The following is a 26,996-nucleotide window of genomic DNA, read 5'->3' as shown; positions in this document are numbered from 1 at the left end:
AACTGCAGGGCCGGCTCGGTGCAGACCGAGCTCCCGCGGGCGAAAGCGAGTCGGGGCCTCACAGGGAACAGCGGCGAATGTCGTCGTCTGGCTGCGTGTGCCTCGGAGGAGAAGGAATGGACGAGACTTTCGACGATTACCTGGACGAAAGCGGGAACATCACAATTCCCGAAGATCGCACCCTGGTCGATCACGTCGAGAAGCACACACGCAATGACGCGAACACGCTCGCGTACCGCTACATCGATTACTCGCGCGAGCGAGACGGTGAGGTGCACGAGCTGACGTGGCAGCAATTCGGGGTGCGCCTGCGCGCGGTGGCCGCCCGCCTGCAGCAGGTGACCAACCCGGGTGACCGGGTCGCGATCCTCGCCCCGCAGGGCCTGGACTATGTGATCTCCTTCTTCGCCGCCATTTACGCGGGCAACATCTCGGTGCCGCTGTTCGATCCCGACGAGCCCGGTCACACCGACCGGCTGCACGCCGTGCTCGGTGACTGCGAACCCTCGGCCATCCTCACCGCGAGCTCCTCCGCGGCCGGGGTGCGTCAGTTCTTCCGGGCGTTGCCCGCTGCCCAGCGCCCGCGCATCATCGCCGTCGACGCCATTCCCGACAGTGTCGGTGAGGGTTGGGTCCGCCCCGACATCGCCGTCGACGACATCGCCTACCTGCAGTACACCTCGGGTTCGACCCGGGTCCCGGCCGGTGTGGAGATCACCCACCGCGCCGTCGGCACCAACCTGCTGCAGATGGTCGACGCGATCAACCTGGACTGGAATTCCCGCGGCGTCACCTGGCTGCCGCTGTTCCACGACATGGGCCTGCTGACGGTGATCCTGCCCGCGGTCGGCGGCAAGTACATCACCATCATGTCGCCGACCGCGTTCGTGCGGCGCCCGTACCGCTGGATCAAGGAACTGGCCGCGGTCGCCGACGGCGCCGGTACCTTCGCTGCTGCGCCGAACTTCGCCTTCGAGCACGCCGCGGCGCGTGGTCTGCCGAAGAACGGTGAGTCGCTGGATCTGTCCAACGTCATCGGCCTGATCAACGGCAGCGAGCCGGTCACCACCTCGTCGATGAAGAAGTTCAACGAGGCCTTCGCGCCGTACGGTCTGCCCAAGACCGCGATCAAGCCCTGCTACGGCATGGCCGAGGCGACGCTGTTCGTCTCCGCGACCAAGGCCGAAGATGAGGCCAAGGTCACCTACGTCGATCGCGACGAGCTCAACGCGGGCCGCATGGTCAAGGTCGAACCGGGCACCGACAACGCCATCGCGCAGGTGTCCTGCGGCTATGTGGCGCTGTCACAGTGGGCAGTGATCGTGGACCCGGAGACCGTCGAATCCGACGGTGGCGGCCATGAGCTGCCCGACGGCCGGGTCGGCGAGATCTGGCTGCATGGCAACAATATGGGCATCGGCTACTGGGGCCGCCCGGACGAGACCGCGGCGACCTTCCAGAACAAGCTCACCGAGCGTCAGGCCGATGGCAGTCACGCCGAGGGTTCCGACGCCGACGGCAACTGGATGCGCACCGGCGATTACGGCGTCTACTTCGACGGCGAGCTCTATATCACCGGTCGCGTGAAGGACCTGGTTATCGTCGACGGACGTAACCACTACCCACAGGACCTCGAATACTCCGCGCAGGAGGCGAGCACGGCGCTGCGCCCCGGTTTCGTGGCGGCGTTCTCGGTGCCTGCCAACCAGTTGCCCGCCGAGGTATTCGCGCAGGGCAGCCACTCCGGGCTGAAGTTCGATGCCGATGATGCCTCTGAGCAGCTCGTCATCGTCGCCGAGCGTGGCCCGGGCGCCGGGAAGGCCGATCCGCTGCCGATTGCCGACGCGGTGCGTGCTGCTGTCGCGCAGCGGCACGGCGTGACCGTCCGCGATCTGCTCCTGGTGCCCGCGGGTTCGATACCGCGCACCTCCAGCGGCAAGATCGCCCGCCGCGCCTGCAAGGCCGAGTACATCGGGGGAACCTTGCGGGGTGGCTACACCCAGCAAGCCTTCCCGGACGCCCCGGAGGTTTGAGTTGTCCGGCCCGTCGCGGTGTGTGCCGCGGCGGGCCGAGTGCCCTGCCTGCCTCCGGTAGCCCCCGCTGAAACAGCGGCGGGGTCGCTGACCGATATGGCTGTTCGAGAGACTTCGTGTTCGACCGATTGATGCCCGCCCGCTGGGCGTCGTAGACAGATGGGCGACGGTGCCCATTCGCCGCCGCGCCCAGCGCGCTTACAGGTAGCTTGAGGATTGATGGCTGAGAACGAGGGCATGGCACCCGAGACGACCGACAACCTTCCCGTCGATCCCGGCGCGGACGCCGAAACAGCTGCCCCCAGTGCACCGGCGAATCCCGATATCTCCGTTGCGGAGCTCCAGGAATGGCTGCGCAAGTGGGTTGCCGACGCGACTGGTCAGGCGCTCGAGCAGATCACCGTCGACCGTCCGATGGAGGAATTCGGGCTGGCCTCGCGCGATGCGATGGCACTCGGTGGCGATATCGAGGAACTCACCGGCGTGATCCTGAACCCGACGGTGGTCTATCAGCATCCGACGATCGCCTCCTTGGCCGACGTCATCATCAACGGTGAGCCGGAGCTGCCCGCAGAAGCGGCCGACGATCTGTCCTACACCGCCGGATACGCGCCGGGTGAGGCGCACGACATCGCGATTGTCGGCCTGTCCACCCGGCTGCCCGGTGCCGGTGACACCCCGGAGTCGACCTGGGAATTCCTGATGAACCGCGGCGACGCGATCCGGGAGCTGCCTGAAGGCCGCTGGTCGGAGTTTCTCAGCGAACCGTCGGTCGCCAAGGCCGTCGCCGAGGGTAAAACCCGGGGCGGCTACCTGGATCAGGATGTGGTCAAGGGCTTCGATGCCGAGTTCTTCGCCATGTCGCCGATCGAGGTCGAGCGCGTCGACCCGCAGCAACGGCTGATGATGGAGCTCACCTGGGAGGCGCTCGAGCACGCCAGGATTCCGGCGAGCGACCTCAAGGGCGCACCGGTCGGCCTGTTCATCGGCTCATCCACCAGCGATTTCCAGATGATCGCCGCGCTGGGGCTAGCTGATCCCGATCCGACCCTGCCCGCCTCCGCCGAGGCGTACGCGATCATGGGCAGTTCCAACGGCATTATCGCCAATCGGGTCTCCTACTTCTACGACTTCCGCGGCCCTTCGGTCACCGTGGACACCGCATGTTCGTCCACGCTGGTCGCGCTGCATCAAGCGGTGCGCGCGTTGCGCGAGGGTGACGCCGATCTAGCGCTGGCCGGCGGTGTGAACATGCTGCTGATGCCGATGACGACGCTCGGCTTCGCCCCGGGCACCTCAGAGGACGGGCGCATCAAGGCCTTCGCCGCCGACGCGGACGGCATGGTGCGCTCCGAGGGCGCCGGCCTGGTGGTGCTCAAGCGGCTCGTGGACGCCGAACGCGACGGCGACCACATCTATGCGGTGGTCAAGGGTTCCGCAGTCAACAGCGACGGCCGCTCCAACGGCCTGCTCGCGCCGAACCCGGACGCCCAGGCCGACGTGCTTCGCCGCGCCTACCGCGACGCGGGTATCAAACCCTCCACCGTCGACTACATCGAAGCGCACGGCACCGGCACGCCGATCGGCGATCCGATCGAGGCCGACGCACTCGGCCGGGTGATCGGGCGCGGCCGTGACGCCGACAAGCCCGCGCTGCTCGGTTCGGTCAAGACCAACTTCGGCCACCTCGAATCCGGTGCGGGTGTGCCCAGCCTCGTGAAGGTGGTCATGGCGTTCCAGCACAATGTGCTGCCGCCGAACATCAACTACTCCGGCCCGAGCCCGTTCATCCCGTTCGATCAGGCCCGGCTGAAGGTCGTCGACGAGCCGACCGAGTTCCCGCGTTACAGCGGCACCGCGACCGTCGGTATTTCCGGCTTCGGTTTCGGTGGCACCAATGCGCATGTGGTCCTGCAGGAGTACGTGCCCAAGACTGTTGCGGCCGTGGCGGTTCCCGGCGACGCCGATGCGGATGTCGAGACGACCGACGTGGTGGCCGAGGCCGAAGGCATCGTCGCCGACTCCGAAGCCGCGGAGAACGTGGCGCTGGTCGCGGAAACCGCTGCCGTAGAAGCCGAATGGTCCGCCGATCGCGAAGAGCCGTTGCCGGTGATCCTGCCGGTCTCGGGCTACCTGCCCTCGCGTCGCCGTCGTGCTGCCGCCGAGCTGGCCGACTGGCTGGAAGGCGCCGGTAAGGACGTCGCGCTCGAGGACGTCGCCCGTTCGCTGGCCAAGCGCAGCCATTGGCGTTCACGCGGTGTGGTGCTTGCCAAGAACCACGAAGAAGCCGTCGCCGGTCTGCGCGCGATTGCCGCGGGCAAGCCCGGCACCGGTGTGTTCACCGCTGACGCCCCCGCGATCAAGCCCCCGATGTGGGTGTTCGCCGGATTCGGTGCGCAGCACCGCAAGATGGGTAAGCAGCTCTACCAAGAGAATTCGATCTTCCGCCGCACTGTCGACGAGGTCGATGAGCTGGTCCAGGACGAGGCCGGTTACTCGATCCGCGAGATGATCCTCGACGATGCCCAGGACTACAACGTGGGCACCTCGCAGGTCGGTATCTTCACCATCCAGCTCGGCCTGGCCGCGCTGCTGCGCGCGCACGGCGCCGAACCCGCCGCGGTCGTCGGCCACTCCATGGGTGAGGTCGCCGGCGCCTACATCGCCGGTGGTTTGGCGCTCGAAGACGCTGTGCGGGTGATCTGTGCCCGCTCGCGCCTGATGGGCGAGGGCGAGCTGATGATCACCGATGACGATGTGCGCAATATGGCGCTGGTCGAGCTCAGTGCTGCCGATGTCGCGGAGCTGCTCACCGAATTCCCCGACGTCGAGGTGGCGGTGTACGCCGCGCCAACCAACACCGTGATCGGCGGCCCGCAGGCGCAGGTCGCCCAGATCGTCGCGCGGGTCGAGGAGTCCGGCAAGTTCGCTCGCGTGCTGCAGACCCGCGGCGCGGGCCACACCTCGCAGATGGATCCGCTGCTCGGTGAACTGGCCGCGGAGCTGGCCGGAATCGAGCCGACGAAGATGAAGGTCGGTCTGTACTCGACCGTCGACAAGGAGCAGTTCTACCGCGCCGGCCACGACCCGGTCCACACCGAGGACTACTGGGTGAAGAACATGCGCCACAGCGTGTACTTCACCAACGCGGTGAAGCTCGCGGTGGACTCCGGCCACACCACCTTCCTGGAACTTGCGCCGAACTCGGTGGCGCTGATGCAGGTGCTCGGTACGACGTTCGCCGCGGGACTCCATGACGCGCAGCTGATTCCGACGCTCAAGCGCAAGGAAGACGAATCGGCCGGTGTGATCTCGGCGCTCGCACAGCTGTACGTGCACGGCCACGCCGTTGACCTGCCGTCGCTGCTGCCCGCGGGCGAGTACGGCGATGTCCCGCGTACCGCGTTCGTGCGCAAGCCGTACTGGCCCAAGGCCACGATGTCCTCCGGTGGTAACAACCGGGTTCCCGGCGCACACGTCGCCCTGCCCGATGGCAGGCACGTGTGGGAGGTGCAGGCCGGATCGGTCGGCGACCTCGCCGCGCTGGTGAATTCGGCTGCCGCGCAGGTACTCAGCGATGTCGCGCTCGGCGCGTCGATCGCGCACAGCGCCCCACCGGCCTCCGGCACGCTGACCACCACGCTGACCCCGCATCCCGGCGGTGCGTCTGTGCAGGTGCACGCGCGGGAGGGCGCCGGTTTCCGGTTGCTGTTCGACGCGGTCGTCACCTCCGGTGCCGCGCTGCCCGAATCCGTTGCCGCCGCGGCGGTTACGGCCGCACCGGTCGAGACCACGGCGAGCGCCGATGTCGAGGTCGTCGAATCCTTCGGTGACCGTTGGGATCCCAACGGTTCCCAGACCGTCGAGGAACGGCTCGCCCTGATCGTCGCCGAATCGATGGGCTACGCCGTCGAGGATCTCCCGATGGAGATCCCGCTGATGGAACTCGGCCTCGACTCGCTCATGGCCATGCGCATCAAGAACCGCGTCGAATACGAATTCGATATCCCGCAGCTGCAGATCCAGGCCGTGCGCGACGCCAGCCTGCACGAGGTCGGCAAGGTGCTGCGCTACGCCATCGAGCACCGCGACGAGGTGCAGGCGATCGCGGAGCGGCAGGCCGCCGGTGAAGACGTGACCGTCGATGAGGGATTCGTCGCCGCCGCACGCGCCGCACTGGAAGCCGGCGAGGACCCGGCCGCTGTGGCGAAGGCCGCTGTCGGCGAGTCGGCGCCGAAGGCTGACGTCGAGAACACCACGGTGGAGGCCGAGGCGGAAGCGATTGTCGCGGAAGCGGAGTCGACGGCGGCGGCGAAGGCCGAGCCTGCTGTCGCCCCGGTCGAAGCGGCCGCCGTTTTCGGTGGTCAGCAGTCGAGTACGGAATCCGAAGAGGATGTGCCGCCGCGTGACGCCGCGGAGCGGTTGACCTACGCCAGCTGGGCCGTTATCACCGGCAAGTCGGCGGGCGGCATCTTCAACACCCTGCCGATCCTGGACGAGGAAGTCGCCGAGAAGCTGGCGGCGCGCCTCACCGACCGGGTCGGCGCCGAGATCACCGTTGACGACGTGCTCGACTCCGAGACCATCGAGGAGCTGGCGGAAATCGTCCGCAACCTCCAAGATTCCGGCGCCGACGTTGACGGCTTCGTCCGTCCACTGCGGCCGGGGGCAGCGGGATCGACCGCTGTGCCGGTCTTCGTGTTCCACCCCGCGGGTGGCAACACCCTCGTGTACGAGCCGTTGCTCAAGCGCCTGCCCGCCGACACCCCGATGTACGGCTTCGAGCGGGTCGAAGGCTCGATCGAGGAGCGCGCCCGCCTTTACGTGCCCGAACTGCGCCGGATCCAGGGCAACGGGCCGTTCGTGCTGTACGGCTGGTCGCTTGGCGCGGTGCTGGCCATGCAGGTCGCGCAGCTGTTGCGGGCCGAAGGTGCCGATGTCGCACTGGTCGGACTGATCGACCTCGCGATGACCGTCGAGGAAGAGGACAACAGCCCGGAGGGCCGGGTTAAGCGCCTCGAACGTTTCCAGGCCTTCGCCAAGAAGACCTACAACGTCCCGGCCGAGCTGGACCGTGAGCAGCTGGAGACCCTCGCCGCCGCCGACGACGCGGAGCAGTACCGGATGGTCACCGATCTCATCAAGTTCAGCGGTGCGAAGATCCCTGGCGGTGTGCTCGAGCACCAGCGGACCTCTTGGCTGGAAAACCGTGCGCTACAGCAGGTCACACCGGAGAAGTATGACGGCGCCGCCGTGCTCTACCTGGCCGACCGCTACCACGACGGCGCGATCGAACTCGAACCGCGTTTCGCCGACCGGCGCCCGAACGGTGGATGGGACGAATTCATCGAGAACCTGGACATCGTCCACATCCCCGGCGATCACCTCCAGATCGTCGACGAGCCGCGCATCGGAAGAATCGGAGCGGACCTCTCCGCGAAGCTCGCGGAAATCGAGGCGAAAGGGGCCAAGTGAGCACTACTGCCGAGAAACTCGCCGACCTGCGTAAACGCCTCGAGCTGGCGCAGGAACCGGCGGGTGAAGCGGGGGTGGCCAAGCGGGCGAAGAAGGGGATTCCCAGCGCCCGCGACCGGATCAATATGTTGCTCGATCCCGGCACCTTCGTGGAAGTCGGTGCGTTGGTGCGCAAGCCGGGCGACCCTGCTGCCCTCTATGGCGACGGTGTGGTCACCGGGCACGGCCTGGTCGACGGACGGCCGGTCGCGGTGTTCTCCCACGATCAGACCGTCTACGGCGGTTCGGTCGGTGAGATGTTCGGCCGCAAGGTCGCCGGAATCATGGAGTATGCCCTGAAGGTCGGCTGCCCTGTCGTCGGTATCAACGACTCCGGTGGCGCGCGCGTGCAGGAAGCGGTGACCTCGCTGGCCTGGTACGCCGAACTCGGCCGCCGCCAGGAGCCGCTCTCGGGCCTGGTGCCGCAGATCTCGATGATCCTCGGCAAATGCGCGGGCGGTGCCGTCTACGCCCCGATCAATACCGATGTGGTGGTGGCGACCGAAGAGGCGTACATGTTCGTCACCGGGCCCAAGGTGATCCGCGAGGTCACCGGCGAGGACGTCAGCCTCGAGGAACTCGGCGGCGCCAACAGCCAGGCCCAGTACGGCAATATCCACCATGTCGCCGAGGACGAGAAGGCGGCATTCGCGTGGGTGCGTGACTACCTCGGGTTTCTGCCGACCTCCTGCCAGGAGGAGCCGCCGATCGTGAATCCCGGTCTGGAACCGGAGATCACCGAAACCGACCGTGAACTGAACGGGATCGTGCCGGATTCGGACAATGCCGGTTACGACATGCAGGACATCCTGATCCGCATCTTCGACGACGGCGATTTCCACGAGATCGGCGCGACGGCCGGGCGCAATATCATCACCGGCTTCGCCAGGGTCGACGGGCGCAGCGTCGGTGTGGTCGCCAATCAGCCGATGTTCTACGCGGGCGCGTTGGATGCGCGGGCCTCGGACAAAGCGGCCCATTTCGTGCGCATGTGTGACGCCTTCGAGATTCCGCTGGTCTTCGTGGTGGATACGCCCGGTTTCCTGCCCGGTGTGGAGCAGGAGAAGATCGGCGTCATCAAACGCGGCGGCCGGTTCCTTTTCTCCTTCGTCGAGGCGACCGTGCCCAAGGTGACGGTGGTGATCCGCAAGTCCTACGGCGGCGGATACGCGGTGATGGGCTCCAAGCAGCTCGGCGCCGACGTCAACCTGGCCTGGCCGACCGCGCGGATCGCGGTCATGGGCGCCGAGAGCGCGGTGAGCCTGATCGGCGGCAAGCAGATCGCGGCCGCGCCGGAGGATCAGCGCCCGGCGATCCGCCAGCAGATGATCGACTTCTACAACGCCACCGTCGCCACGCCGTGGGTGGCGGCCGAACGCGGTTACATCGACGCTGTCATCGAGCCGTCGATGACGCGTTTGGAACTGCGCAAGGCACTGCACCTGCTGCGGGACAAGACCATCGTGAAGAGCCCGCGCAAGCATCACCTGCTGCCGCTGTAGGAGCAGGCACTGCAGACGTAACCGGAGACATCGGCCGGCTACGCCCGGTTTTTCGAGCGAAGCGGGATCGAGCGTCAGGGTTCACGACCCGGTTCGCGTTTCCGCGACCGGTGCGCAAGCCGAAGGCGAGCAGCGGTCGCGGAAACGCGAACCATCAGGGGGCCGTGAACACGCGGCGCCGGAGGCGTCGCGAATCAGGCACTGACCTTCGCGGATTCGATGATCACGGCCTCGGCCGGAACGTCCTGGTGGACGCCGTGCGTGGAGGTCGACACGGCGGCGATCTTGTCGACCACCTCGGTGCCTTCGGTGACGGTGCCGAAGACCGCGTAGCCCCAACCCTGGCCCGCGGGCTGGGTGTGGTTGAGGAAGTCGTTGTCGGCCACGTTCACGAAGAACTGCGCGGTCGCCGAATGCGGGTCGTTGGTGCGCGCCATGGCGACGGTGTAGCGGTCGTTCTTGAGGCCGTTGCCCGCCTCGTTCTGGATCGGGGCATTGGTCGGCTTCTGCTTCATATCGCCGTCGAAGCCGCCACCCTGAATCATGAAGCCGGGGATGACGCGGTGGAAGATGGTGCCGTTGTAGTGCCCGGCGTTCACGTACTCCAGGAAGTTCTTCACCGTGTTCGGCGCCTTGGCGTCGTCCAGCTCCAGCCCGATGGTTCCGTAGTTCGTCTCGAGATTCACCTTTGTCATACCCATAGCTTTCCATGTTGTTTTGCCGCTCCTTCGTCGCGGCGTGTTCGCGGCCCTGTGTGTCTCGCGTTTCCGCGCCCGCTGCTTGCTCCTTCGTCGCCTACGCAGCGGACGCGGAAACGCGACACGGCCGCGAACCGGGCTCCTCGAGGTCGCCCGTCCGGTGTCGGACCGAGTGGCCGGGTGTGCTGATGGCATTCCGGGCCGCCGCGAAGGGCAATGTCCTACTGGACACGCCATGTCGAATGGCGCGCTCTAGACTTCCCAACCGTGTCAGATGCAGTCGCTGTTTTGCCGGAGACGCCGCCCGCACCGCAGGTCGCTCCGCGCGATTTCCGGACCGCGCGGCTCATCGCGCTGGTCGCAGGGGTGCTCGGTGCCCTGTTCGCGCTGGCCGCACCGTTTCTACCGGTAACGCAGACGACGGCGACGCTGAGCTGGCCGCAGCAGGGTCAGCTCGGCAATGTGCAGGCCCCGCTGATGTCGCAGGTGCCGATCGAGCTGAGCGCCACCATTCCGTGCTCGGCGATCGAGCAGTTGCCGCCGCAGGGCGGGATGCTGCTGGCCACCGCGCCGCCGCAGGGTGATCAGGCGGCGCTGGAGGCCCTGTTCGTCCGTGTCTCGGATACCTCGGTGGACGTGGTCGACCGCAATGCTGTGGTTGCCTCGGCACAGCGCTCCGAACTCGCGGGCTGCACCGATATCACCATCACCTCCGATATCGACCGGACGCACGCGGTCTTCAACGGGCTGACCACCGAGACCGGACAGCCGGTCGAGGGCCAGCTGACCGGCGATCTGCGCCCCCAGGTGGTCGGCGTGTTCTCCGACCTGCAGGGTGACGTGCCCGCGGGCCTGGCGTTCGACATGGAGATCGATACCCGCTATAGCTCCACACCCACCGCGATCAAGATGATCGCGATGATCGCGGCCGTGCTGTGCACGCTCATCGCGCTGGCGGCGCTGGCGCGGCTGGATACCAGCGACGGTCGCGGTCACCGCCGGTTCCTGCCCTCGCACTGGTTCAAGCCGACCTGGGCCGACGGCGCCGTCATCGGCACGCTGCTGGTGTGGCATTTCGTCGGCGCCAACACCTCCGACGACGGCTACATCCTGAGCATGGTCCGGGTCGCACCGGACGCCGGCTATATGGCCAACTACTTCCGCTGGTACGGCGTGCCGGAGGCGCCGTTCGGCTGGTACTACTACGTGATCCAGCTCTTCGCGGAGGTCTCCACGGCCAGTCCGTGGGTGCGCCTGCCCGCGCTGGCGTGCGCGATCCTGTGCTGGATGGTGATCAGCCGTGAGGTGGTGCCGCGCCTGGGTCGCGGCGTGCGCACCAACCGGGTGGCGCTGTGGACCGGCGGTCTGGTGTTCTTGGCGTTCTGGCTGCCGTTCGACAATGGCCTGCGTTCGGAGCCGATCGTCGCGCTGGGCGCGCTGCTGACCTGGGTGTCGATCGAACGGGCCATCGCCACCGGCAGGCTGCTGCCGGCCGGCGTCGCGGTGCTGGTGGCCGCGTTCACTTTGGCCGCCGCCCCGACGGGCCTGATGTGTATCGCGGCACTGCTTGCCGGCATCCGTCCGCTGGTGAAGATCGTGGTGCGTAAGCGGCGCGAACATGGCACGCTGCCGTTGCTCGCGCCGATCGCGGCGGCCGGGCTGCTCGTCTTGACCGTCGTCTACAGCGATCAGACCTTCGCCGGTATCCAGGAAGCCAATCGGGTGCGTCAGCTGACCGGCCCGAACCTGGCCTGGTACGAGGACTACCTGCGCTACTACTACCTGTTCGTGGAGACCGTCGACGGTTCGGTCTCGCGCCGGTTCGCGTTCCTGGTGATGCTGCTGTGCCTGTTCACCACCATGCTGGTGCTGCTGCGGCGTCGTCGGGTGCCAGGTATCGCCAGCGCGCCGACCTGGCGGTTGATGGGCGTGGTCTTCGGAACCATCTTCTTCATGATGTTCAACCCGACCAAGTGGACCCACCACTTCGGCGCCTACGCCGGTATCGCCGGTTCGCTGGCGGCGGTGACGGCGGTCGCGGTGTCGGCCAGTGCCCTGCGGGCGCGCAAGAACCGGGCCATCTTCCTGGCAGGGCTGCTGTTCGTGCTCGCCGTGGCGTTCTCCGGGATCAACGGCTACTGGTACGTGTCCAGCTTCGGTGTGCCGTGGTTCGACAAGCGCGTCTCGGTCAGCGGTATCCAATCGAACACAGTGATGCTCATCCTGTTCGGGCTCGCGCTCGCGTTGGTGGCCTGGCATACGCTGCGCGAGGGCTATGCGAAGCCGCCGAGTTCGGCCAAGACGGCCCGCGGCAGGCGGATTCGCAAATTCGCCGCGATCCCGCTCACCGTTGTCGCCGCAGCGATGGTGTTGTTCGAGGTGTTGTCGCTGGTCAAGGGTGCGTATTCGCAGTATCCGGGCTATTCGCTGGCGCGCTCGAACATGGACGCGCTCTCCGGCGACAGCTGCGGACTTGCCAATGACGTGCTGGTCGAGACTGACCCCAATGGGGGACGGCTGAACCCGATCATCGATCCGGCGACCCCGCCGACCAACCCGAACGATCCGCTGGCGGGCGTCGATCCGGTGGGCTTCGATCCCAACGGCGTGCCCGATGATCTGTCCGCCGACGCCGTCGAGGTGAAGCCGGGTACCGGCAACACCTCCACCCAGTCGGTCGGCGCGGCGTTCGCCGAGGGCCAGAGTGCGGGCACCGGCGGCGGTCAGGGTGCGCAGGGCGTCAACGGCAGCACCGTGGCATTGCCGTTCGGGCTCGACCCGGCCTCGACGCCCTTGCTCGGCAGCTACCAGAACGGGGTGCAGCAGCCCGCTTTCGTGACCTCGAGCTGGTATGGACTGCCCGAGCGTTCCGAGGACAAGCCGCTGATCGTCATCTCGGCGGCCGGTCGCATCCTGTCCTACGACGACACCGGCGCCATGCAGTACGGCCAGTCGCTGACCGTCGACTACGGCAAACGGCAGCCCGACGGCAGCGTCACCCCGCTCGGCACCTACCTGCCCCGCGATATCGGCCCGTTCCCGTCCTGGCGCAACCTGCGGGTGCCGCTGGACGAGATCGCGCCGGAGGCCGACGCGGTACGCATCGTCGCCAACGACCCCATCCTCATCGGTGACCAGTGGCTGGCGTTCACCCCGCCGCGGGTGCCGACGCTGGAGTCGGTCAACAGCTTCATCGGCTCCGAGCAGCCGGTGCTGCTGGACTGGGCCGTCGGCCTGCAGTTCCCGTGCCAGCGCCCCTTCTCGCACCTCAACGGTGTCGCCGAGGTCCCGCGCTACCGCATCCTGCCCGACCGCCCACTTGCCATCAGCTCCACCAACACCTGGCAGGCCGAGGAGTTCGGCGGCCCGCTCGGCTTCTCCCAGATGCTGGCCAAGTCGGTCACCATGCCGACCTACCTGAAGGACGATTGGGCGCGGGATTGGGGTTCGCTGGAACGCTACGACCAGTATTACGACGCAGTTCCGGCGGAACTGGAAACCGGGACGGCTTCCCGTCACGGGTTGTGGATGCCGGGTCAGTTGCGGGTGTTCTGATCTGGCTCCATGGCTGACGAAGGGCGGCGCTCGTCGAATGACGAACGCCGCCCCTTTGCTTGGCCGACGGGGTGTGCTGGTCTACGCGTTGGTCATACGCTTACCCAGTTCGCGACGTAACACCTCTTGGTCGGGCAGCCGGTTGAGCACCCGTAGCACCGAAGGGCGTAGTTCTCGTTGCTCCTCGTCGTTGAGCAGTCCGACGAGATCGCGCAGGGGCATATCTTCGAAGGCCGGAGTCATGGTTTCAACTGTACGGTCCCTCGCTTGGTAAATCCTGAGATCGAAACAAGCAGTAGCGCAACGTTTCCCGGGGCGACACTGAGTGACCGGTGAGTTACTGCTTGGTATCGCGTGCGGCCGGAAAATCTACCGCTCCCCAGCCGTGGAGTGCCCACGAGTGGGGAGGATGGACAGACGGCCTCATATCGCGCTGTCACACTGCGCACCCCTGCGTCGTCTACGTGTCGAACCGCCCGATGACGGGCGATTGTGGACAGTGAACAAGGAGACCTGATGACGAACCAGACCGAGACCGCGCCCGTCCTTGTTCGGTCGCAGACGGCGGAGACCTTGCAGGACGGTGCGCTCAGCCAGATCATGCTGCTCGCGCAGGGCAGCGACACCGGCGGCGCGCTGACCGCGAACAAGGCGCGGTTGCTGAAGGGTTCGCCCGGTGCCCCCGCGCATTTTCACACCGGGATGACCGAGATGTTCCTCGTGCTCGACGGTGCCGCGCGGTTCCTGGTCGACGACAGGATCGTTCGCATGGGCCGGGGCGATTTCCTGACCATCCCGGCCGGCGTTCCGCACGCCTTCGCGCCCGAAGCCGATTCGGATGCCGAACTGTTCGTCGCGTTCACGCCCGGCCCGGACCGGTTCGATTACTACCGGCTGCTGGAGCGGGTTTATCGCGGCGAAGCGACCGTTCAAGACATTCGCGACAGCTCCGAGCGTTACGACAACCATTACTTCGACAGTGCCGTGTGGCGTGAGGAACTCACTCGGGTCATCTGATCCGGATGGGGGAGTCGTCGGCGCGGCCCGAGCGGGTCACTGTCGTGATCTCGAGTTCGGCCGGCGCCGCACTCGGGTCATACGGGGTGAACTGTTCCAACGAACCCCAGTCACGGCCCCAATCGTCGTTCAGATACGTCGGCACCGACTTCGCTTGCAGCAGCAGTTCCGTCCACCCCAGTGGCCCACCGCCGATATTGTCCTGCCAGGCGTTGGAGGCGTCCGAGCCGACTCGGTCGGGCAGGATGCGCCAGCGGGGGACTTCGGCGACGCCGTAGCGGTGGTCGAAGGGGCGTTGGCAGGGGAAGGCCAGGCCGACGTGCCAGTCGAGCAGGACCGGGTCGGTGTGGCCGACCACCGAGTCCAGGGTGGCCAGGCGGGGCAGCCGCGGTGGGGTGATGGCCAGCCACTGGCGCTCGGTGATGTCGTTGTCGGCCGCGACCAGGCGCACCGCGTTCACCTCGACGGGCAGCTGGTCCAGCGGCACCCGCAGGTTCCGCCAGGACGGTGCCGGTCCGATATCGGTCGGCGTCACCGCACCCAGCACCGTCATGGAACCGTCGGGGGCGCGGGTTCCGTACTCCAGTACCAGGTCCTGGCCGTAGGTGAGCACACCGTCGGCGTCAACGGACCGGATCCGGCCGGCGGCGGTGATGGCCAGCAGTCGGTAGGCGGGGTCGGCGCGCATCGAGTCGGTCAGGTCGAGGCGGTACCACTGGGTGGTCAGCTTCGCCTGCTTCTGCTCCTCGTCGGTGTAGCTGCCGAGCACGGGGGTGCGGGCGGAGTCGAGGCCGAAGGGCAGCGCGACCGTCGAACCGTTGATCCCGGCCTGTGCGGTGGTGCCGCCGCCGGTGCCTGCGCCGGTGGTGTCACTGGTCTTGTTGTCGTTATCGGTTTCGACGGTATTGGCGCCGCCGCCCGCGACCTCCTCGGCGTCGGCGGTCAGGTCGTCGGCCACACCGTCCGGGGTGAATCCGATCGACTCCACGCCGGTTTCGGTGGACGTCAGGCCGTCGGCGGGCGCGCCGTCATACGGAAGCAGCAGTGAGTCGGCGGTATTCGTCTCCACGAGCACCGAATCGGCCAGCGCGCACGGCTCACCGGCCAGCGACCGCAGATTGGATTCGGCGACCGAATAGGCGGGATACTGGGTGACGGCGGCCTTGGCCAGCGAGGCAACCTCGAACACCACCATCAGCGCGGCGGCGATCGTCAACGGGGCCGAGGCGTACCTTCCCCATCGCGATTCGCCGGACTGTCGATACGGCTGCCGGTAATGCAGCCACAGCGCGACGAGCAACGCCACCACACTGAGTCCGAGGAACAGCGTCGACACACCCTTACCCGCGACCAGCGGCGCTTTGTCCCACCACGGGACACCGTAGCTGGACACGTACCACCAGCCGTTGGATCCGGTGAAGGTGATGGCGAGCAGGAACAGCACCGCCGCGGCGAACAATGCGCGGTTGCGTGCCGAACGAATCCCGTTGACGCCCACCGCGACCGCCGCCAGCGCCGCCAGCGATCCGGCGAGACCAGCGTAGACGCCGAAGTGGTGGGTCCACTTGGTCGGCGTCCACATCATCAGCAGTAGCGAGGCGAACACGATGCCGAGAATGCGTACCGACGGACCGCGCGAAGTACCGGGAATCCGGCCCTTGCGCAGCACCTGGAGCACACAGACCAGCAGGCACAGCAGCATCAGCAGCACACCGAACCGCCGCGACAGCGAACCGTCGGGTGCCAGCATGAGCAGCGAATCCCAGCGTGTGCGTTCGTCGAACCAGGCGACGTTCGGACCGACGATGGTGCGGACACGGGTGGCTTCCATGACGGTTGTCAGTGTCTGATCGGCGAAGATGACGACCAGCACCAGGGTTCCGGCAGCGAGGCCGGGTGCCAGCAGGGCTGCGTAGCGGAAGATTCCGCTGGCGAACGAGCCGCGCGGACGGTGGGTGGGTGTCGCTTCGGAGCCCTGGTGAGCGTCGCTGTCACCGGATCCCGTTGCCTGCGCACGCGCCTCGGCGAGAATCGACTGCGTCGCCGCTTCACCGCGTGCCCGCTTCACGATCACCTGCAACACCGGCCGTGAACCCGCGATGAGCGCCGCGATACAGATGAGCCCGGTCGGCCCGGCCGCCAGCGAGAATGCCGCGATGAGAATGCCGATCGCCGCAGGCAGCAGCCGTGCCGTGGCAATCGCCCGTTCGATCGAGCACCAGGTGAGCAGCGCGCCGGCGGCGATCAGCGGTTCCGGCCGCAGACCGTTGTCGTAGGGCAGCCAGAAGGCCAAGAACACCAGTCCGGCCGTCCACAACGCGACCTTGTTGCTGCGGACCCGCGCTCCGAGCCGCGGCAGCACCTCGCGGCTGATCACCAGCCAGCACACGACTCCGGCCAGCAGCGCGGGCAGCCGCATCCACGGGCTGGCATCGGAGACCCGCGTCATCCAGGACAGCACCTCGTAGGACCAGCCGAACGGCGCCTCGGGTACGCCGAACCACCGGTAGTAGTTGGCCATGTACCCGGCGTGTTCGGAGGCACGAGCCATATTCAGGATGTAGCCGTCGTCGGAGGTGTTGGCGCCGATGACGTGCCAGAGCGCGAGGGTGCCGAGCACCGCGCCGTCGGCGAGGGTGAAGCGCCACCAGTGCGCGGGCAGGAACCGGCGCGCCCGGCGCCCGTCGGCGGTGTCGAGCAGATGCAGTGCGATGAGCGCGACGATGGTGCTCAGCACCGCGATGATCATCGCCGCGAGCTTCAACGCGGTGGGGGAGGAGCTGAAGCGCGAATCGATATCGGCGTGCAACCGGATGCCGTCGAGTTGCGCCTGGTCCAGCTCGGTGAACACGCCGACCATCTGCGGGCGGATATCGCGAGTGACGGTGGCGCCGAACGGCGTTCCGTCCGCGCGGTTCACTCCGACGATCTCGGCAGTCGTCGCCGCGGCCTCCGAGGTGACGCTGATCGCCTGGCAGTCGCCGATCTCGGCTACCGGCGCTGACAGCAGCGGAACATCACGCAACAGCACCGACAGCGTGCCGTCACGCACCGCCACGATCAGGCCCTTGGCCGAGGCCTGATCGGATTCCATCGGGATGGTCGAGACCAGCGTGCCCGTCGCGTCCCGCAGCACCGGGCACGGCACGGTGAGTTCGAGTCGCAGTGGCTCGTAAGTCACCAGCGGCGCTTCGACACTCGCCTGCCCGGCCTGCGGCCAGTCGAGGACCGCCTGCTCCTGACGCACCGGCAGCAGCGGGGTCAGCAACGCCAGCACGAATCCGAGGAATCCGGAGACGAGGGCGATCAGGCGGAGACGGTTGAACGCTCTGGGAGATCGGTCCGGTCGCACGGGACTCGACTCTAATGGGCGCTGCCGGACGGAGGTCCGCCCCTAGCCCGCGCATGGCCGCAGCGAATGCGGAGGTACGCCTGACCGCGAGTGATCGTGGTTACCGCAGCGCTCGCACGTCCCAGACCCACACGTCCTGCACGCGGGTCGGTGCGGCGCCGAGCAGCAGGCCCATGGTCTGGCGCAGGGTGTCGTCACGGGTGGTCTGCGGCAGCACCACGACGTCGGCTCGCCAGAACCGCAGATCCGCCAGCGCCGCGGCCCGGTCGTCGGCATCGATGACCGGCACCTTACCGGTGTCCTGGGCCTTGACCAGCAGTGTCGCGGTCGCGCGTGCGGCAGGCCCGTAGATGGCCTTCTTGTCCGCACCGGTGGGGCCGACGAAATAGCCACCCGCCAGCGGGAAGGAGAAGCCGGCGTCGGCTTGCCAGCGCAAGGCCTTGGCATCGGGCGGGCGCGGCGGCGGGACGACGACCACGGAGCCGTCGTCGACGTACCGGTCGACGGTGCCGTCGGCGAAGAACTGCGGTGTGTCGGTCCGCTCGGCGACCGGAAGGATCGTCGGAACCAGCGGCAGCAGTGCGAAGGCCATGGCGGCGAACCAGGCCAGCGGCTTGGGATCGACCGCCGACTCCTTCCACAGTGCGATCGCGCGTTCGGTGGCCAGCGCGAGAATCACCGCGATAGCCGGAATCGCGGCCATGGTCAGCCGGGTCTCCAGCATCGAGTTGACCAGCGGCACCGATTCCAGCAGCCGCCACGGGAGCATGATCCCGGTGCCCTTCTTGCCGAACATGGCTTCCGAGCCGAGTGACAGCACACCGAACACCGCGATGACGCCCGTCGCGGCGCGCACCATGCGCTCGCGCCACAGCAGAGCGACGGTGACGACGAGCACTAACAGCAGCGGCCAGCCGAAGTAGGCGTTCTGTTCGGTCGGATTGATCGCGACGCTCTGACCGGGCGAGAGCATGCCACCCAGCGATTCCGACGGGAATTGGGTCATCGTCTTCAGGTCGTTGCCCATTTGACCGTGGTCGATGGACTGGTAGCTCTGCGGACCGAAGAACTGCCACCACAGCGGAATCGCGGTGAGCGCAAGGGTGATCACCGCGGCGAGCGCCACCGTCGGGGTGATCCGGCGCAGGATCCGCAGTCCGGTGCGGAATTCGCGCAGGTAGTAGCCGATCGCGAAGACGGCGAAGGCCAGCGCGAAGATCAGCAGCGGTTCCTCGCCGAGCGCGATCTGCATGGCCACCAGCAGCCCGAGGATCACCGCATCGCGGACCCGGCGGCGCGGCCGCGGGTCTTCGGCGGTGCTCGCGCGCCGCGCGATCCGGATCAGCTGTCCGGCGATCACCGGCAGCAGCACAAGCACCACGAAGTTCGGGTGGGCGTTGGCGTGCGAGATCATCGCGGGCGCGAACCCGCAGAACAGACCGCCGATCACGGCGGCGGTCCGCGAGCTCACCAATTCCCGGGCGAACAGCCGGTACCAGGCGAATGCGGTACAAGCGAGCCCAAGCGTGAGAACCAGCACGAAGGTGACGGTCGGACCGAACAGCAGGGTGACCGGTGTCAACGGAACCCCGACGCCGAACATGGCCGTATTGGCCATCATGTTCACCCCGGCGGGGAAGTTCTGGAGGTGGGTGCCCAGCGGGTTCTGCAGATTTGCCACCGAATGGGCGGTGACCGCGAAGAACCATTCCCACATGGTCTGGTCCTGACCGCTCTTGATCAGGTAGGAGCCGCTGGTGTCACGCCACTGCCCGGACAGGATGGTGGCGGCGAGCACCAGGTAGCTCGCACCGATCAGCAGGTCGGCGCGCCGTATCCGCAGCCGTGGACGTGTCCGTTCGGGTGCGCGTTGCGAGGTGGGGCGCGGGGCCGTCGCCGACCGTTCGGTCGCGACGTCCACCGCCGCCGATCCACCCCGCTCGACGTCAGGTTCCCCACTCAAAACGTAAGACAACTCCTCATACCGGCTCGATCAGCAGCCAACTACACAACCATCCTGAGCAGGCGCTGACAAGCCGGGACGGGCTCGTCTAGCTCACCGCCCGACCGTGACCAGTGTGAACGGTCCGATGTCGGTGCTGGTGAAGCGCGGATCGTCGAACAGCGCACTGGGGAACGCGACGGTGTATCGGCGCACATTCGGGTCGTTCGGGTAGACGTCTTCTGCCAACCTCAATGTGAGGTCCTCGCCACTGCGCCGGAACAGGAAGGCGTCCGGGGCACGCCACTGCGCCGCCGCCATCGCGTCGAGCAGTTCCTGCGGGGTTTCCAGCTCGCTCCATTGCGCGATGGCTCCCGCACGTTCGGGGAACTCGGCGAGTGGATTGGCGTAATGCGAGGTCAGGCCCTGGAAACCGAAGTACGGGTAGTAGGCGAGGAAGGTGGTGTCTGCGGTGAGCAGCACCGTCTCCGAGCGGGGACGGCCGGTCTGTTCGGTGAGTGCGGCGTCGATCTCGCGGTAGTAGTGCACCGCGGACGGGTCGCGCTGATCGGCGCGGACACCGTCACCGTCGGTGTCGGTGTAGGCGGTGGTGATCTCCGGCGTCAGCACGCGCGGAATGTCCTGGGTGAAGGCAAGCGCACCGACCAGCGCCACCGCGACCACGACGATCCGGAACCGCTCGGGTTCGTTGAACGCCTGGTAGGCGGCCCGCGCACCCTCGACGAAACCGAACGCTCCCGCCGCGGCCAGCAGCACGTACAGGATCGGTTCCAGGCGGAACGACAGCAGCGTGGTCCCGGCGACCGTCGCCAGCATCGACAGCAGCGACCACAAATACACCGCGACCACGCCGATACCGAGCGCCTGCGCTCGCCGCGACGATCCGGCCCGCAGCACCAGCCAGATCGTGCCGACCAGGCAGAAGCCGCCGATCAGGGAGAACTCCACCATGGGGAACGGCAGTTCGGCGCCTGCTTCGGGCAGATAGTGGAACGCCGTGCCACCTCTTGGCCAGGTTCCGCCGAGGAGCTCCAGCAGGAACGGCAGATACACCGTCAGCGCGATGAGCCCGGCGATCACAGCGATGACGACGAGGCGGGTCAGTGGGGGGATTGCTGCACGCCACGCGCCGCCGCGGTTCGCATCGACGGCGTCCCGCGTGCCAGTGGTCGGCGAGTCAGTGGTGTCGTAGGTGCCCTGCGTTGTGGTGGTGGTTTGCGTGCTGGTCGCGCCCCGTGCGGCAGCGCTCCGGCGACGCGAGCGATCCGCCGCCCGCCGTGCCCACACCGCGTATCCGGCCGCGATCAGCGCCATCAGCGTCACCGCGAATGCCGCGAACGCGAGATACAGCGTGTAGAAAGTGGCCGCGACGCCGAGGAACACCCCGGTGCCGATCACCGCACCCCAGCCGCCTGCTGTCCCGCGCTGGTCGTCGGGCCGATGCAGTGCACCCCACGCCAGCACCAGCACCGGCGGCAACAGAATCGCGATCACCGCGCCGTACGCCTCGGGCGAAGCGAAGGTGACCCCCACCGCGGCAACCGCCGCCGCCACCCCGACGGCCCAGTCCGCGCGAATCAGCTCCGACCAGAGCACCAACCCGATCACCGCCGCCACCGCGATCGACGCGATCGCGTACGGCTTGAAGACCTCCCAGCCGTCCATCCCGAGCACATTCGCCACCCGGCCGCCGATCCAGAACCACCCGGCGGGGTAGAACGGCGGCAGGTCCGCGTAGGTCATATCGCGCAGCGCGGCGCTGTCGGTCAACCTGGTCAGATACTCGGTGCGGAACTCCTGGTCGACGGAGACGCCGAACAGATACAGCTTCGTCGCGGCCAGCGGCATCCCGAGCGTCACCGTCACGAACGCCGAAATGCCCGCCCACGACAGCAGTTTCGCAAGCCACAGCTTGGTCTTGCGCCGCAGCAGCACGATCGAGGCCACCAACAGCGCGGCGGCAGCGACCTGCCCGACCGTGGTCAGCGCCCGAGTCACATGGGAAGAGTTGAACGCAGGCCACTGCACCAGCGAGAACGCATACAGTCCGGCGGCCGCGACGACCCCCGCCACCACTGTGGCCAGCACTGCTTGCCCGAGTCCGCCTCCGATCCGGCGCACCAACTGCCCCGACCGCACTTCGTCCTCCGTCGTCATCGGCGCGCCCAACCTCCGGCTCCTGTCGTCCGCCCGCACGTCCGGGCCAGCCTAGTGGAGCCGTATCGTCGGCCGAATCGCCGATCTGGAGTGCCTTCCGTGAGTGCCATAGATCACCAGGGCCGTCGGCGTCGAAGGCCTTGACCTCGAGTGCAGTCGAGTTTCTAGGTTTGCTGTGTCGAAGCAAGCCGACGTGACAGAGAGGTCGACAATGAGCAATGCGGCGTTGAATCTGCTTGACCGGTACGAGAATGCCTTCAACACCAACGATGCTGATGCCATGAACGCGTTGTTCTGGGAGGACAGCGCCTTCATCAACTTCAGCGGCGGCCTGGTGGCAGATCGGGATGAACTGCTCGCGAAACAACGTTTCGTGTTCGCTGTCGGTGGGCCGCTTCATGAGGTCAGCGTCCGCTATGAGCATGAGATGACCATTGAGCTCACGCCTGCCGTCATGCAGATCGTGGCACGGCAACGCACTCGGGATGGTGTTGACCCGGCGCGCGACCCGATGCACGGTGTGATCATCCTGACCGCAGAGTTCCGAGACGATGAATGGCGGATCCGCACCGGCCAGAACACGCCTGTGAGCGGCGTGTAGCGTCTGATCGCCCGCTAGTTACCGCAGACGATCGATCGTCTGCGGTAACTCACGATAGGCAACGACCCGCCTTCGATCAGCTACTCACATGGGGAGTTTGCGGAACACCGGGCGCGGGATGTGGCGCAGCACCGACATCAGGTAGCGCACCTGGCCGGGAGCCCAGATCAGCTCCTTGCCCTTCTGCGACGCCGCGACCGCAAGCGCCGCGACCTCTTCCTTGTCGACGGTGAACGGTGCTTCCTTGGCGCCGGTCGCCTTCCAGTGCTCGAGCGTGGTCGTGGTGCGGACCTGGCCCGGCCGGATGACGAGCACGCGCGGACCGTACGGCCGCAGTGCCTCACCGAGACCGAGGTAGAAGCCGTCGAGGCCGGCCTTGGTCGAGCCGTAGACGAAGTTGGATCGGCGCACCCGCTCACCGGCGACCGACGACATGGCGATGATGCGCCCGTAACCCTGCGCCTTCATCTTCTCGCCGACCAGCACACCGACCGACACCGCAGCGGTGTAGTTGATACCGGCGATCTGTACCGCCTTGCGCTGGTTCTGCCACAACTCCTCGGCGTCACCAAGCATGCCGAAGGCGACGATGGCGACATCCACATCGCCACCGTTCCAGGCCTGGTCGATGACCTTGGCGTGGCTGTCGGTGTCGAGGGCGTCGAAATCGATGACGTCGACCTGCTCGGCGCCGGCCGCCTTCATCTGCGCGACCGCGCCCTCACGCAGCGGATCGCCGGGCAGCGCGGCGAGGATGATGCGGGCGGCGCCCTTCTTCAGGTACTCGGCGCAGATCGCCAGCCCGATCTCCGAGGTTCCGCCGAACAGCAGGATGGTCTGCGGGTTGCCAACTGCGTTGATCACTGGAGCTCCAGCCTCCTGGCCATATCGGACATGAAAACGCCTGTGGGGTCGACGCTTCGGCGGATCTTGATCCACTCGTCGATCCGGGGATACATCTGGTGGAAGGTGTCGGCGGTGGTGCGCGAATCCTTCGCGGTGTAGAGCCTGCCGCCGAATTCGAGGACGCGACGGTCCAGGTCGGTGACCAATTCGTTGAGGCCGGGCCGGATCGGGAAGTCGACACAGATATTCCAGCCCGGCATCGGGAAGCTCAGCGGAGCCTGGTTGCCCGCACCGAACAGCTTGAAGACGTTGAGCGCGGAGATGTGTCCCGAGGCCTGGATGTCGATGATGATCCGCTTGAACTCATCGACCGCTTCGGTCGGCACCACGAACTGGTACTGCAGGAATCCGGCCGGGCCATAGGCGCGATTCCATTCCGCCACCATGTCGAGTGGGTGATAGAACTGCGTCAGGTTCTGCACCTTGCCGGTGTAGGTACCACCCATCGCGTAGTACGCCTCGCCGACCGCGCCGAGGGTCAGCTTGTTGGCCGTCCAGCTCGGGAAGATATTGGGCACGGTGAGCAGCTGCGGTGCGTCGAACTTCAGCGGCTGCTTGCGCAGCTTCTTGGGCAGCTCGTCCACCGTCGCCAGGCGGCCGCGGGTCAGGCAGGCCCGGCCGAGCTTCGGCATCGGGTTCATCACGTCGAACCACGCGCTCGAGTACGTGTAATTCGCTTCGCTGCCGTCGCTGTGCACCGCGATCGTCTCGTCCAGGGTGCTGGTCTTGACGCCGTCGTTGAGGAAGTACGCGGTCTCGGTCGGGATCATTTCGATCGTGGCCCGCAGGATGATGCCGGTCAGGCCGTTACCGCCGACGGTCGCCCAGAACAGCTTGGCGTTCTTCTTGGGCGAGACGGTCTGCACCTGCCCGTCGGCGGTGAGCAGGTCGATGGATCGGACGTGGTTGCCGAAGCTGCCTTCGGAGTGGTGGTTCTTGCCGTGGATATCGGAGGCGATGGCGCCGCCGATGGTGACCTGCCTGGTGCCGGGTAGCACCGGAACCCACAGGCCGAATGGCAGCGCCGCCTTCATCAGCTGATCCAGGCTCACGCCACCATCGACGTCGACCATATGGGTGTCGCCGTCGATGCGGTGGATGCGGTTGAGCGCGGTCATGTCGACGACCAGGCCGCCGCCGTTCTGCGCGTGATCGCCGTAGGAGCGGCCGAGCCCGCGCGCGATGACGCCGCGGCGCAGGTGGGCCGGCTTGCCGTCGTTGTCCTCGGCGACCATGGTCACGGCCTTGGCGATCAGCTCAGGATCGCTGGTCGAGAGCACTTCGGCGGATGTTGGCGCGGTGCGACCCCACCCGGTGAGCGTGCGGGTGCGCGTCGGTAGTTCGAACGTGCGGGCCGCGCCGTTGGTGGCGGCGGAAACGCTCTCATCACCGGTCGTCGTGGTTGGGGTCGTAGCTTTCGTGGACATCGGCATAGAGGCTACAGGTATCGCCGGATAAGCGGCCGCGGTCGCCGTACCCGTCGGTATGGCATCGGCCACGCGGGCACCGTGGGCATGCCGATGGCTGCCGACTGCACGGCCGACAACGGGCCCGGCCCTTGGACGTCGTTTAGGCTCGTGCGCGTGAGTGCCGAACCCCATCTGCCGCTTCCGGTCGAGATTCCGCTGGTCGACGAGCCAGGCGGCACCGATGTCGACCTGAAGACGCAGATCGTCCGGTTCGGTGTGACCGGCGGGTTGTCGGCCGTCGTCGACTTCGGTCTGTATTCCCTGCTGTACCTGGCAGGACTTCCGGTCAACCTCGCCAAGGCCATCGGCTTCATCGCGGGCACCACCACCGCCTACCTGATCAATCGCCGCTGGACTTTCCAGGCGCCGCCGAGCCGGGCCCGGTTCATCGCGGTGGTCGTGTTGTATGCGGTCACCTTCGCGGTGCAGGTCGGTATCAACTGGGTGATGTACCAGGCGTTGGACGACACGTGGTGGCGGTTGCCGCTGGCGTTCGTCATCGCGCAGGGCACCGCTACCGTGATCAACTTCGTCGTGCAGCGGATGGTCATTTTCAAGATCGACTAGTGCGGGTCGGCTGCGCCTGCCGCCCGGCTCCGCTCAGCTCTCCACCAGCGTCTCCGCTTTGACGCCGAAGTAGTCGCCACCTTTGGCGCGCACATTGTCGGTGCCCCATTCCCGCTGCTCACTAGTGGCGGGCATCAGATGCGGAATGTGCTTGCGGCAGTGGATATAGGCCTCTTCCACATCGACAACAACCCAGACCTGAGCCTCGCGGCCGCGTCGGCTCGGCGGTAGGCCGGGCACCAAGCCGCGCAGCGCGCCATCGTCGACGATGCGGGCCGAGCCGTTGATATGCAGTCCGATCAGGTCGCGGACGAAGTCGACCATCAGGATGCCGATATGCGGGTTGGTGTGGATATTGCCGAGGCTGGCGAGCACACCGTTGCCCCGACACTCCGGATACGCGACCGTCTGCGCATCGATGACGTACAGAAATCCCGGATCACCCGCCCGGAAGCTGGCATCGCATTCGCCGCGGGCGTCGGCGGTGGCGATGAACGCCATATCCATCCGGCCGACGAATTCGATCATGTGGTCGTTGAGTCGATCGCGGACTTGGGCGTCGTAGAAGCGTCGGGCCCGGTCCTGTGTCCCCTGGCGTTCCTGTAGTTCGTGCTCGCCGTCGCTGCCGCGCATGCGTGCCCCCTGTGATAGCCGGATTCGAGACCGTCGAGGCTCAGCATCGAACCAGCGACATAAGAGGAATCCGGTCAACTTTATCGGGAATGCGCTCGTGAATGGGGGAAAATCTGTCTACCGGGATGGACGAATTATGGGCAGGCTCAGAGGTTTCCGGACATCCAGCAAACTGACTGGTCCGTTCGTTGGACCGCCGTCGCTATTGGGTGGCGGTCCCGGGCGCCATCACCGTTCTCGGCAACGGCGAAGACCCCGCCGGTGAACGGCGGGGTCGGTGTCTACCGTGTGCTGTTGTCCTGGACGGTCTGGTCCGTTGCTTCGGTGCCGACTCAGCAGGCGACGCTGGTGAGCTGTCCACGCCGACGGGCCGCGGCGGCCCGGACAGCGGCGCTGATCGCGACCACCGGCGGCACCCAGCGGGCTTCGCCCGGGGCGATGCCCCACGCGGCCGACCCTGCGGAGAGGTGCGTGGGCGGCAGCGGGATGCCCGCACCGTCGGTGTGGACGGTGGCTCCGGCCTCGCGCATCGCCTCGATCGCCATGGCTGCCTTGCGGACGCCGGTGACGAGGTGGATTTCGCGACGTTCGGTACCGGGGATCTCGATCACCGGTCCGGACAGGTTGTTGGCACGCAGGAAGCGACGGACCTCGGCGGCCAGCTCCCCGCTGACCTCGATGGCGGAAATGTCGTCATCGGTGATCAGGCACAGACCGTTGGCCGTTTCAGCGACCGTCCAACCGCGCTGGGTGTAGTCCTGCGCGGCAGCGGACATGGTGTCCGCCGCGACGGAAGTCGGAAACGTCGTACGCACTGTCTTCTCCATTCCCCGTTACAGATCAGGTCCTGCATTCATGGTTCGTATCGAGGGCAGGTGCCTGAAGCGTTACGGGTTTTCGCGAATTTTTCACAACTGTCGGATTCGTCTCATTTACCGGCGAGTAATGCCCATCGGTGCTAGTGCCGGGCAGCGCCAGGTCCCCGGGCGCTCCCTCGGCGGATGTGACGAGGTCGGGGGTGGTTTCGGG

Annotated in this window: 16 protein-coding genes; 7 read left to right on the top strand and 9 right to left on the bottom strand. The window is 66.9% G+C overall.

Translation table 11 applies throughout. The annotated features are described in order from the left end of the window. Window positions 1-116 precede the first annotated feature (116 nt). The 3 genes from fadD32 (at window position 117) to GV792_RS03920 (ending at window position 9,049) form a co-directional block, all read left to right on the top strand. The gene (gene fadD32, locus GV792_RS03930) at window positions 117-2,033 is read left to right on the top strand and encodes a long-chain-fatty-acid--AMP ligase FadD32 (RefSeq protein WP_163822263.1); all 1,917 of its coding nucleotides are present in this window, start codon (window positions 117-119) and stop codon (window positions 2,031-2,033) included. Between the two features lie 219 nt (window positions 2,034-2,252). Then, window positions 2,253-7,508, top strand: a complete 5,256-nt coding sequence (gene pks13 / locus GV792_RS03925) for a polyketide synthase Pks13 (protein WP_163822262.1) — start codon at window positions 2,253-2,255, stop codon at window positions 7,506-7,508. Further along, window positions 7,505-9,049, top strand: a complete 1,545-nt coding sequence (locus GV792_RS03920) for an acyl-CoA carboxylase subunit beta (RefSeq protein WP_163822261.1) — start codon at window positions 7,505-7,507, stop codon at window positions 9,047-9,049. Before pks13 ends, GV792_RS03920 begins: the two co-directional genes overlap by 4 nt. A gap of 194 nt (window positions 9,050-9,243) precedes the next feature. Here the strand turns inward: GV792_RS03920 and GV792_RS03915 are convergent, their stop codons facing one another. Beyond that, a complete protein-coding gene (locus tag GV792_RS03915) occupies window positions 9,244-9,744 on the bottom strand; it encodes a peptidylprolyl isomerase (RefSeq protein ID WP_163822260.1) in 501 nt (166 codons plus the stop codon). Between the two features lie 219 nt (window positions 9,745-9,963). Here GV792_RS03915 and GV792_RS03910 point away from each other — a divergent pair, with 219 nt between their 5' ends. Then, a complete protein-coding gene (locus GV792_RS03910) occupies window positions 9,964-13,302 on the top strand; it encodes an arabinosyltransferase domain-containing protein (protein WP_163822259.1) in 3,339 nt (1,112 codons plus the stop codon). An 81-nt stretch (window positions 13,303-13,383) separates the two neighbouring features. Here the strand turns inward: GV792_RS03910 and GV792_RS28990 are convergent, their stop codons facing one another. Next, the gene (locus GV792_RS28990) at window positions 13,384-13,545 is read right to left on the bottom strand and encodes a hypothetical protein (protein WP_175583128.1); all 162 of its coding nucleotides are present in this window, start codon (window positions 13,543-13,545) and stop codon (window positions 13,384-13,386) included. A gap of 273 nt (window positions 13,546-13,818) precedes the next feature. On the opposite strand from GV792_RS28990, the gene GV792_RS03905 reads away from it, so the two are divergent. Then, a complete protein-coding gene (locus GV792_RS03905; RefSeq protein ID WP_163822258.1) occupies window positions 13,819-14,319 on the top strand; it encodes a cupin domain-containing protein in 501 nt (166 codons plus the stop codon). Here GV792_RS03905 and GV792_RS03900 read toward each other — a convergent pair. From GV792_RS03900 to GV792_RS03890, 3 genes are all read right to left on the bottom strand, one after another. Beyond that, window positions 14,312-17,671: an arabinosyltransferase domain-containing protein gene (locus GV792_RS03900; RefSeq protein WP_178124417.1), complete on the bottom strand. Its 3,360-nt coding sequence runs from the start codon at window positions 17,669-17,671 to the stop codon at window positions 14,312-14,314. The genes GV792_RS03905 and GV792_RS03900 overlap by 8 nt on opposite strands. A 100-nt stretch (window positions 17,672-17,771) precedes the next feature. After that, entirely contained in the window at window positions 17,772-19,634 is a 1,863-nt protein-coding gene (locus tag GV792_RS03895) for a glycosyl transferase (protein ID WP_175583945.1), read from the bottom strand. A gap of 93 nt (window positions 19,635-19,727) precedes the next feature. After that, window positions 19,728-21,791 (bottom strand): galactan 5-O-arabinofuranosyltransferase, encoded by a 2,064-nt coding sequence (locus tag GV792_RS03890; protein ID WP_163822257.1) that lies wholly within the window; start codon window positions 21,789-21,791, stop codon window positions 19,728-19,730. Between the two features lie 211 nt (window positions 21,792-22,002). On the opposite strand from GV792_RS03890, the gene GV792_RS03885 reads away from it, so the two are divergent. Next, window positions 22,003-22,392 carry an SgcJ/EcaC family oxidoreductase gene (locus tag GV792_RS03885; protein WP_163822256.1) on the top strand — a complete coding sequence of 130 codons (390 nt, stop codon included), beginning with the start codon at window positions 22,003-22,005 and terminating at the stop codon, window positions 22,390-22,392. Between the two features lie 84 nt (window positions 22,393-22,476). On the opposite strand, the gene GV792_RS03880 is transcribed toward GV792_RS03885, so the two are convergent. Beyond that, window positions 22,477-23,256 carry a decaprenylphospho-beta-D-erythro-pentofuranosid-2-ulose 2-reductase gene (locus tag GV792_RS03880; protein WP_163822255.1) on the bottom strand — a complete coding sequence of 260 codons (780 nt, stop codon included), beginning with the start codon at window positions 23,254-23,256 and terminating at the stop codon, window positions 22,477-22,479. Beyond that, the gene (locus GV792_RS03875) at window positions 23,253-24,731 is read right to left on the bottom strand and encodes an FAD-binding oxidoreductase (RefSeq protein ID WP_163822254.1); all 1,479 of its coding nucleotides are present in this window, start codon (window positions 24,729-24,731) and stop codon (window positions 23,253-23,255) included. Before GV792_RS03875 ends, GV792_RS03880 begins: the two co-directional genes overlap by 4 nt. A 144-nt stretch (window positions 24,732-24,875) precedes the next feature. On the opposite strand from GV792_RS03875, the gene GV792_RS03870 reads away from it, so the two are divergent. Next, window positions 24,876-25,334, top strand: coding sequence for a GtrA family protein (locus GV792_RS03870; protein ID WP_163822253.1), 459 nt, complete (start codon window positions 24,876-24,878; stop codon window positions 25,332-25,334). Between the two features lie 33 nt (window positions 25,335-25,367). Here GV792_RS03870 and GV792_RS03865 read toward each other — a convergent pair whose 3' ends face one another. Both GV792_RS03865 and GV792_RS03860 read right to left on the bottom strand, forming a co-directional pair. Next, the gene (locus GV792_RS03865; RefSeq protein WP_163822252.1) at window positions 25,368-25,967 is read right to left on the bottom strand and encodes a pyridoxamine 5'-phosphate oxidase family protein; all 600 of its coding nucleotides are present in this window, start codon (window positions 25,965-25,967) and stop codon (window positions 25,368-25,370) included. 332 nt (window positions 25,968-26,299) lie between these two features. Then, complete coding sequence (locus GV792_RS03860; RefSeq protein ID WP_163822251.1) at window positions 26,300-26,782, bottom strand: hypothetical protein; 483 nt, start codon at window positions 26,780-26,782, stop codon at window positions 26,300-26,302. Window positions 26,783-26,996 lie beyond the last annotated feature (214 nt).

The sequence above is a fragment of the Nocardia cyriacigeorgica genome, assembly GCF_010868145.1.
GTDB classification, from domain to species: domain Bacteria; phylum Actinomycetota; class Actinomycetes; order Mycobacteriales; family Mycobacteriaceae; genus Nocardia; species Nocardia cyriacigeorgica_D.
The sequence above is the reverse complement of the archived record's forward strand: the minus strand, read 5'-3'. Positions and strand labels throughout refer to the sequence as shown.

What these genes read in the sequence shown, in the direction of transcription:
- fadD32 (WP_163822263.1), top strand. Translation starts at nt 117, where the DNA reads ATGGACGAGACTTTCGACGATTACCTGGACGAAAGCGGGAACATCACA.
- pks13 (WP_163822262.1), top strand. Translation starts at nt 2,253, where the DNA reads ATGGCTGAGAACGAGGGCATGGCACCCGAGACGACCGACAACCTTCCC.
- GV792_RS03915 (WP_163822260.1), bottom strand. Translation starts at nt 9,744, where the DNA reads ATGACAAAGGTGAATCTCGAGACGAACTACGGAACCATCGGGCTGGAG.
- GV792_RS03910 (WP_163822259.1), top strand. Translation starts at nt 9,964, where the DNA reads ATGTCCTACTGGACACGCCATGTCGAATGGCGCGCTCTAGACTTCCCA.
- GV792_RS28990 (WP_175583128.1), bottom strand. Translation starts at nt 13,545, where the DNA reads ATGACTCCGGCCTTCGAAGATATGCCCCTGCGCGATCTCGTCGGACTG.
- GV792_RS03905 (WP_163822258.1), top strand. Translation starts at nt 13,819, where the DNA reads ATGACGAACCAGACCGAGACCGCGCCCGTCCTTGTTCGGTCGCAGACG.
- GV792_RS03890 (WP_163822257.1), bottom strand. Translation starts at nt 21,791, where the DNA reads ATGACGACGGAGGACGAAGTGCGGTCGGGGCAGTTGGTGCGCCGGATC.
- GV792_RS03885 (WP_163822256.1), top strand. Translation starts at nt 22,003, where the DNA reads ATGAGCAATGCGGCGTTGAATCTGCTTGACCGGTACGAGAATGCCTTC.
- GV792_RS03875 (WP_163822254.1), bottom strand. Translation starts at nt 24,731, where the DNA reads ATGCCGATGTCCACGAAAGCTACGACCCCAACCACGACGACCGGTGAT.
- GV792_RS03865 (WP_163822252.1), bottom strand. Translation starts at nt 25,967, where the DNA reads ATGCGCGGCAGCGACGGCGAGCACGAACTACAGGAACGCCAGGGGACA.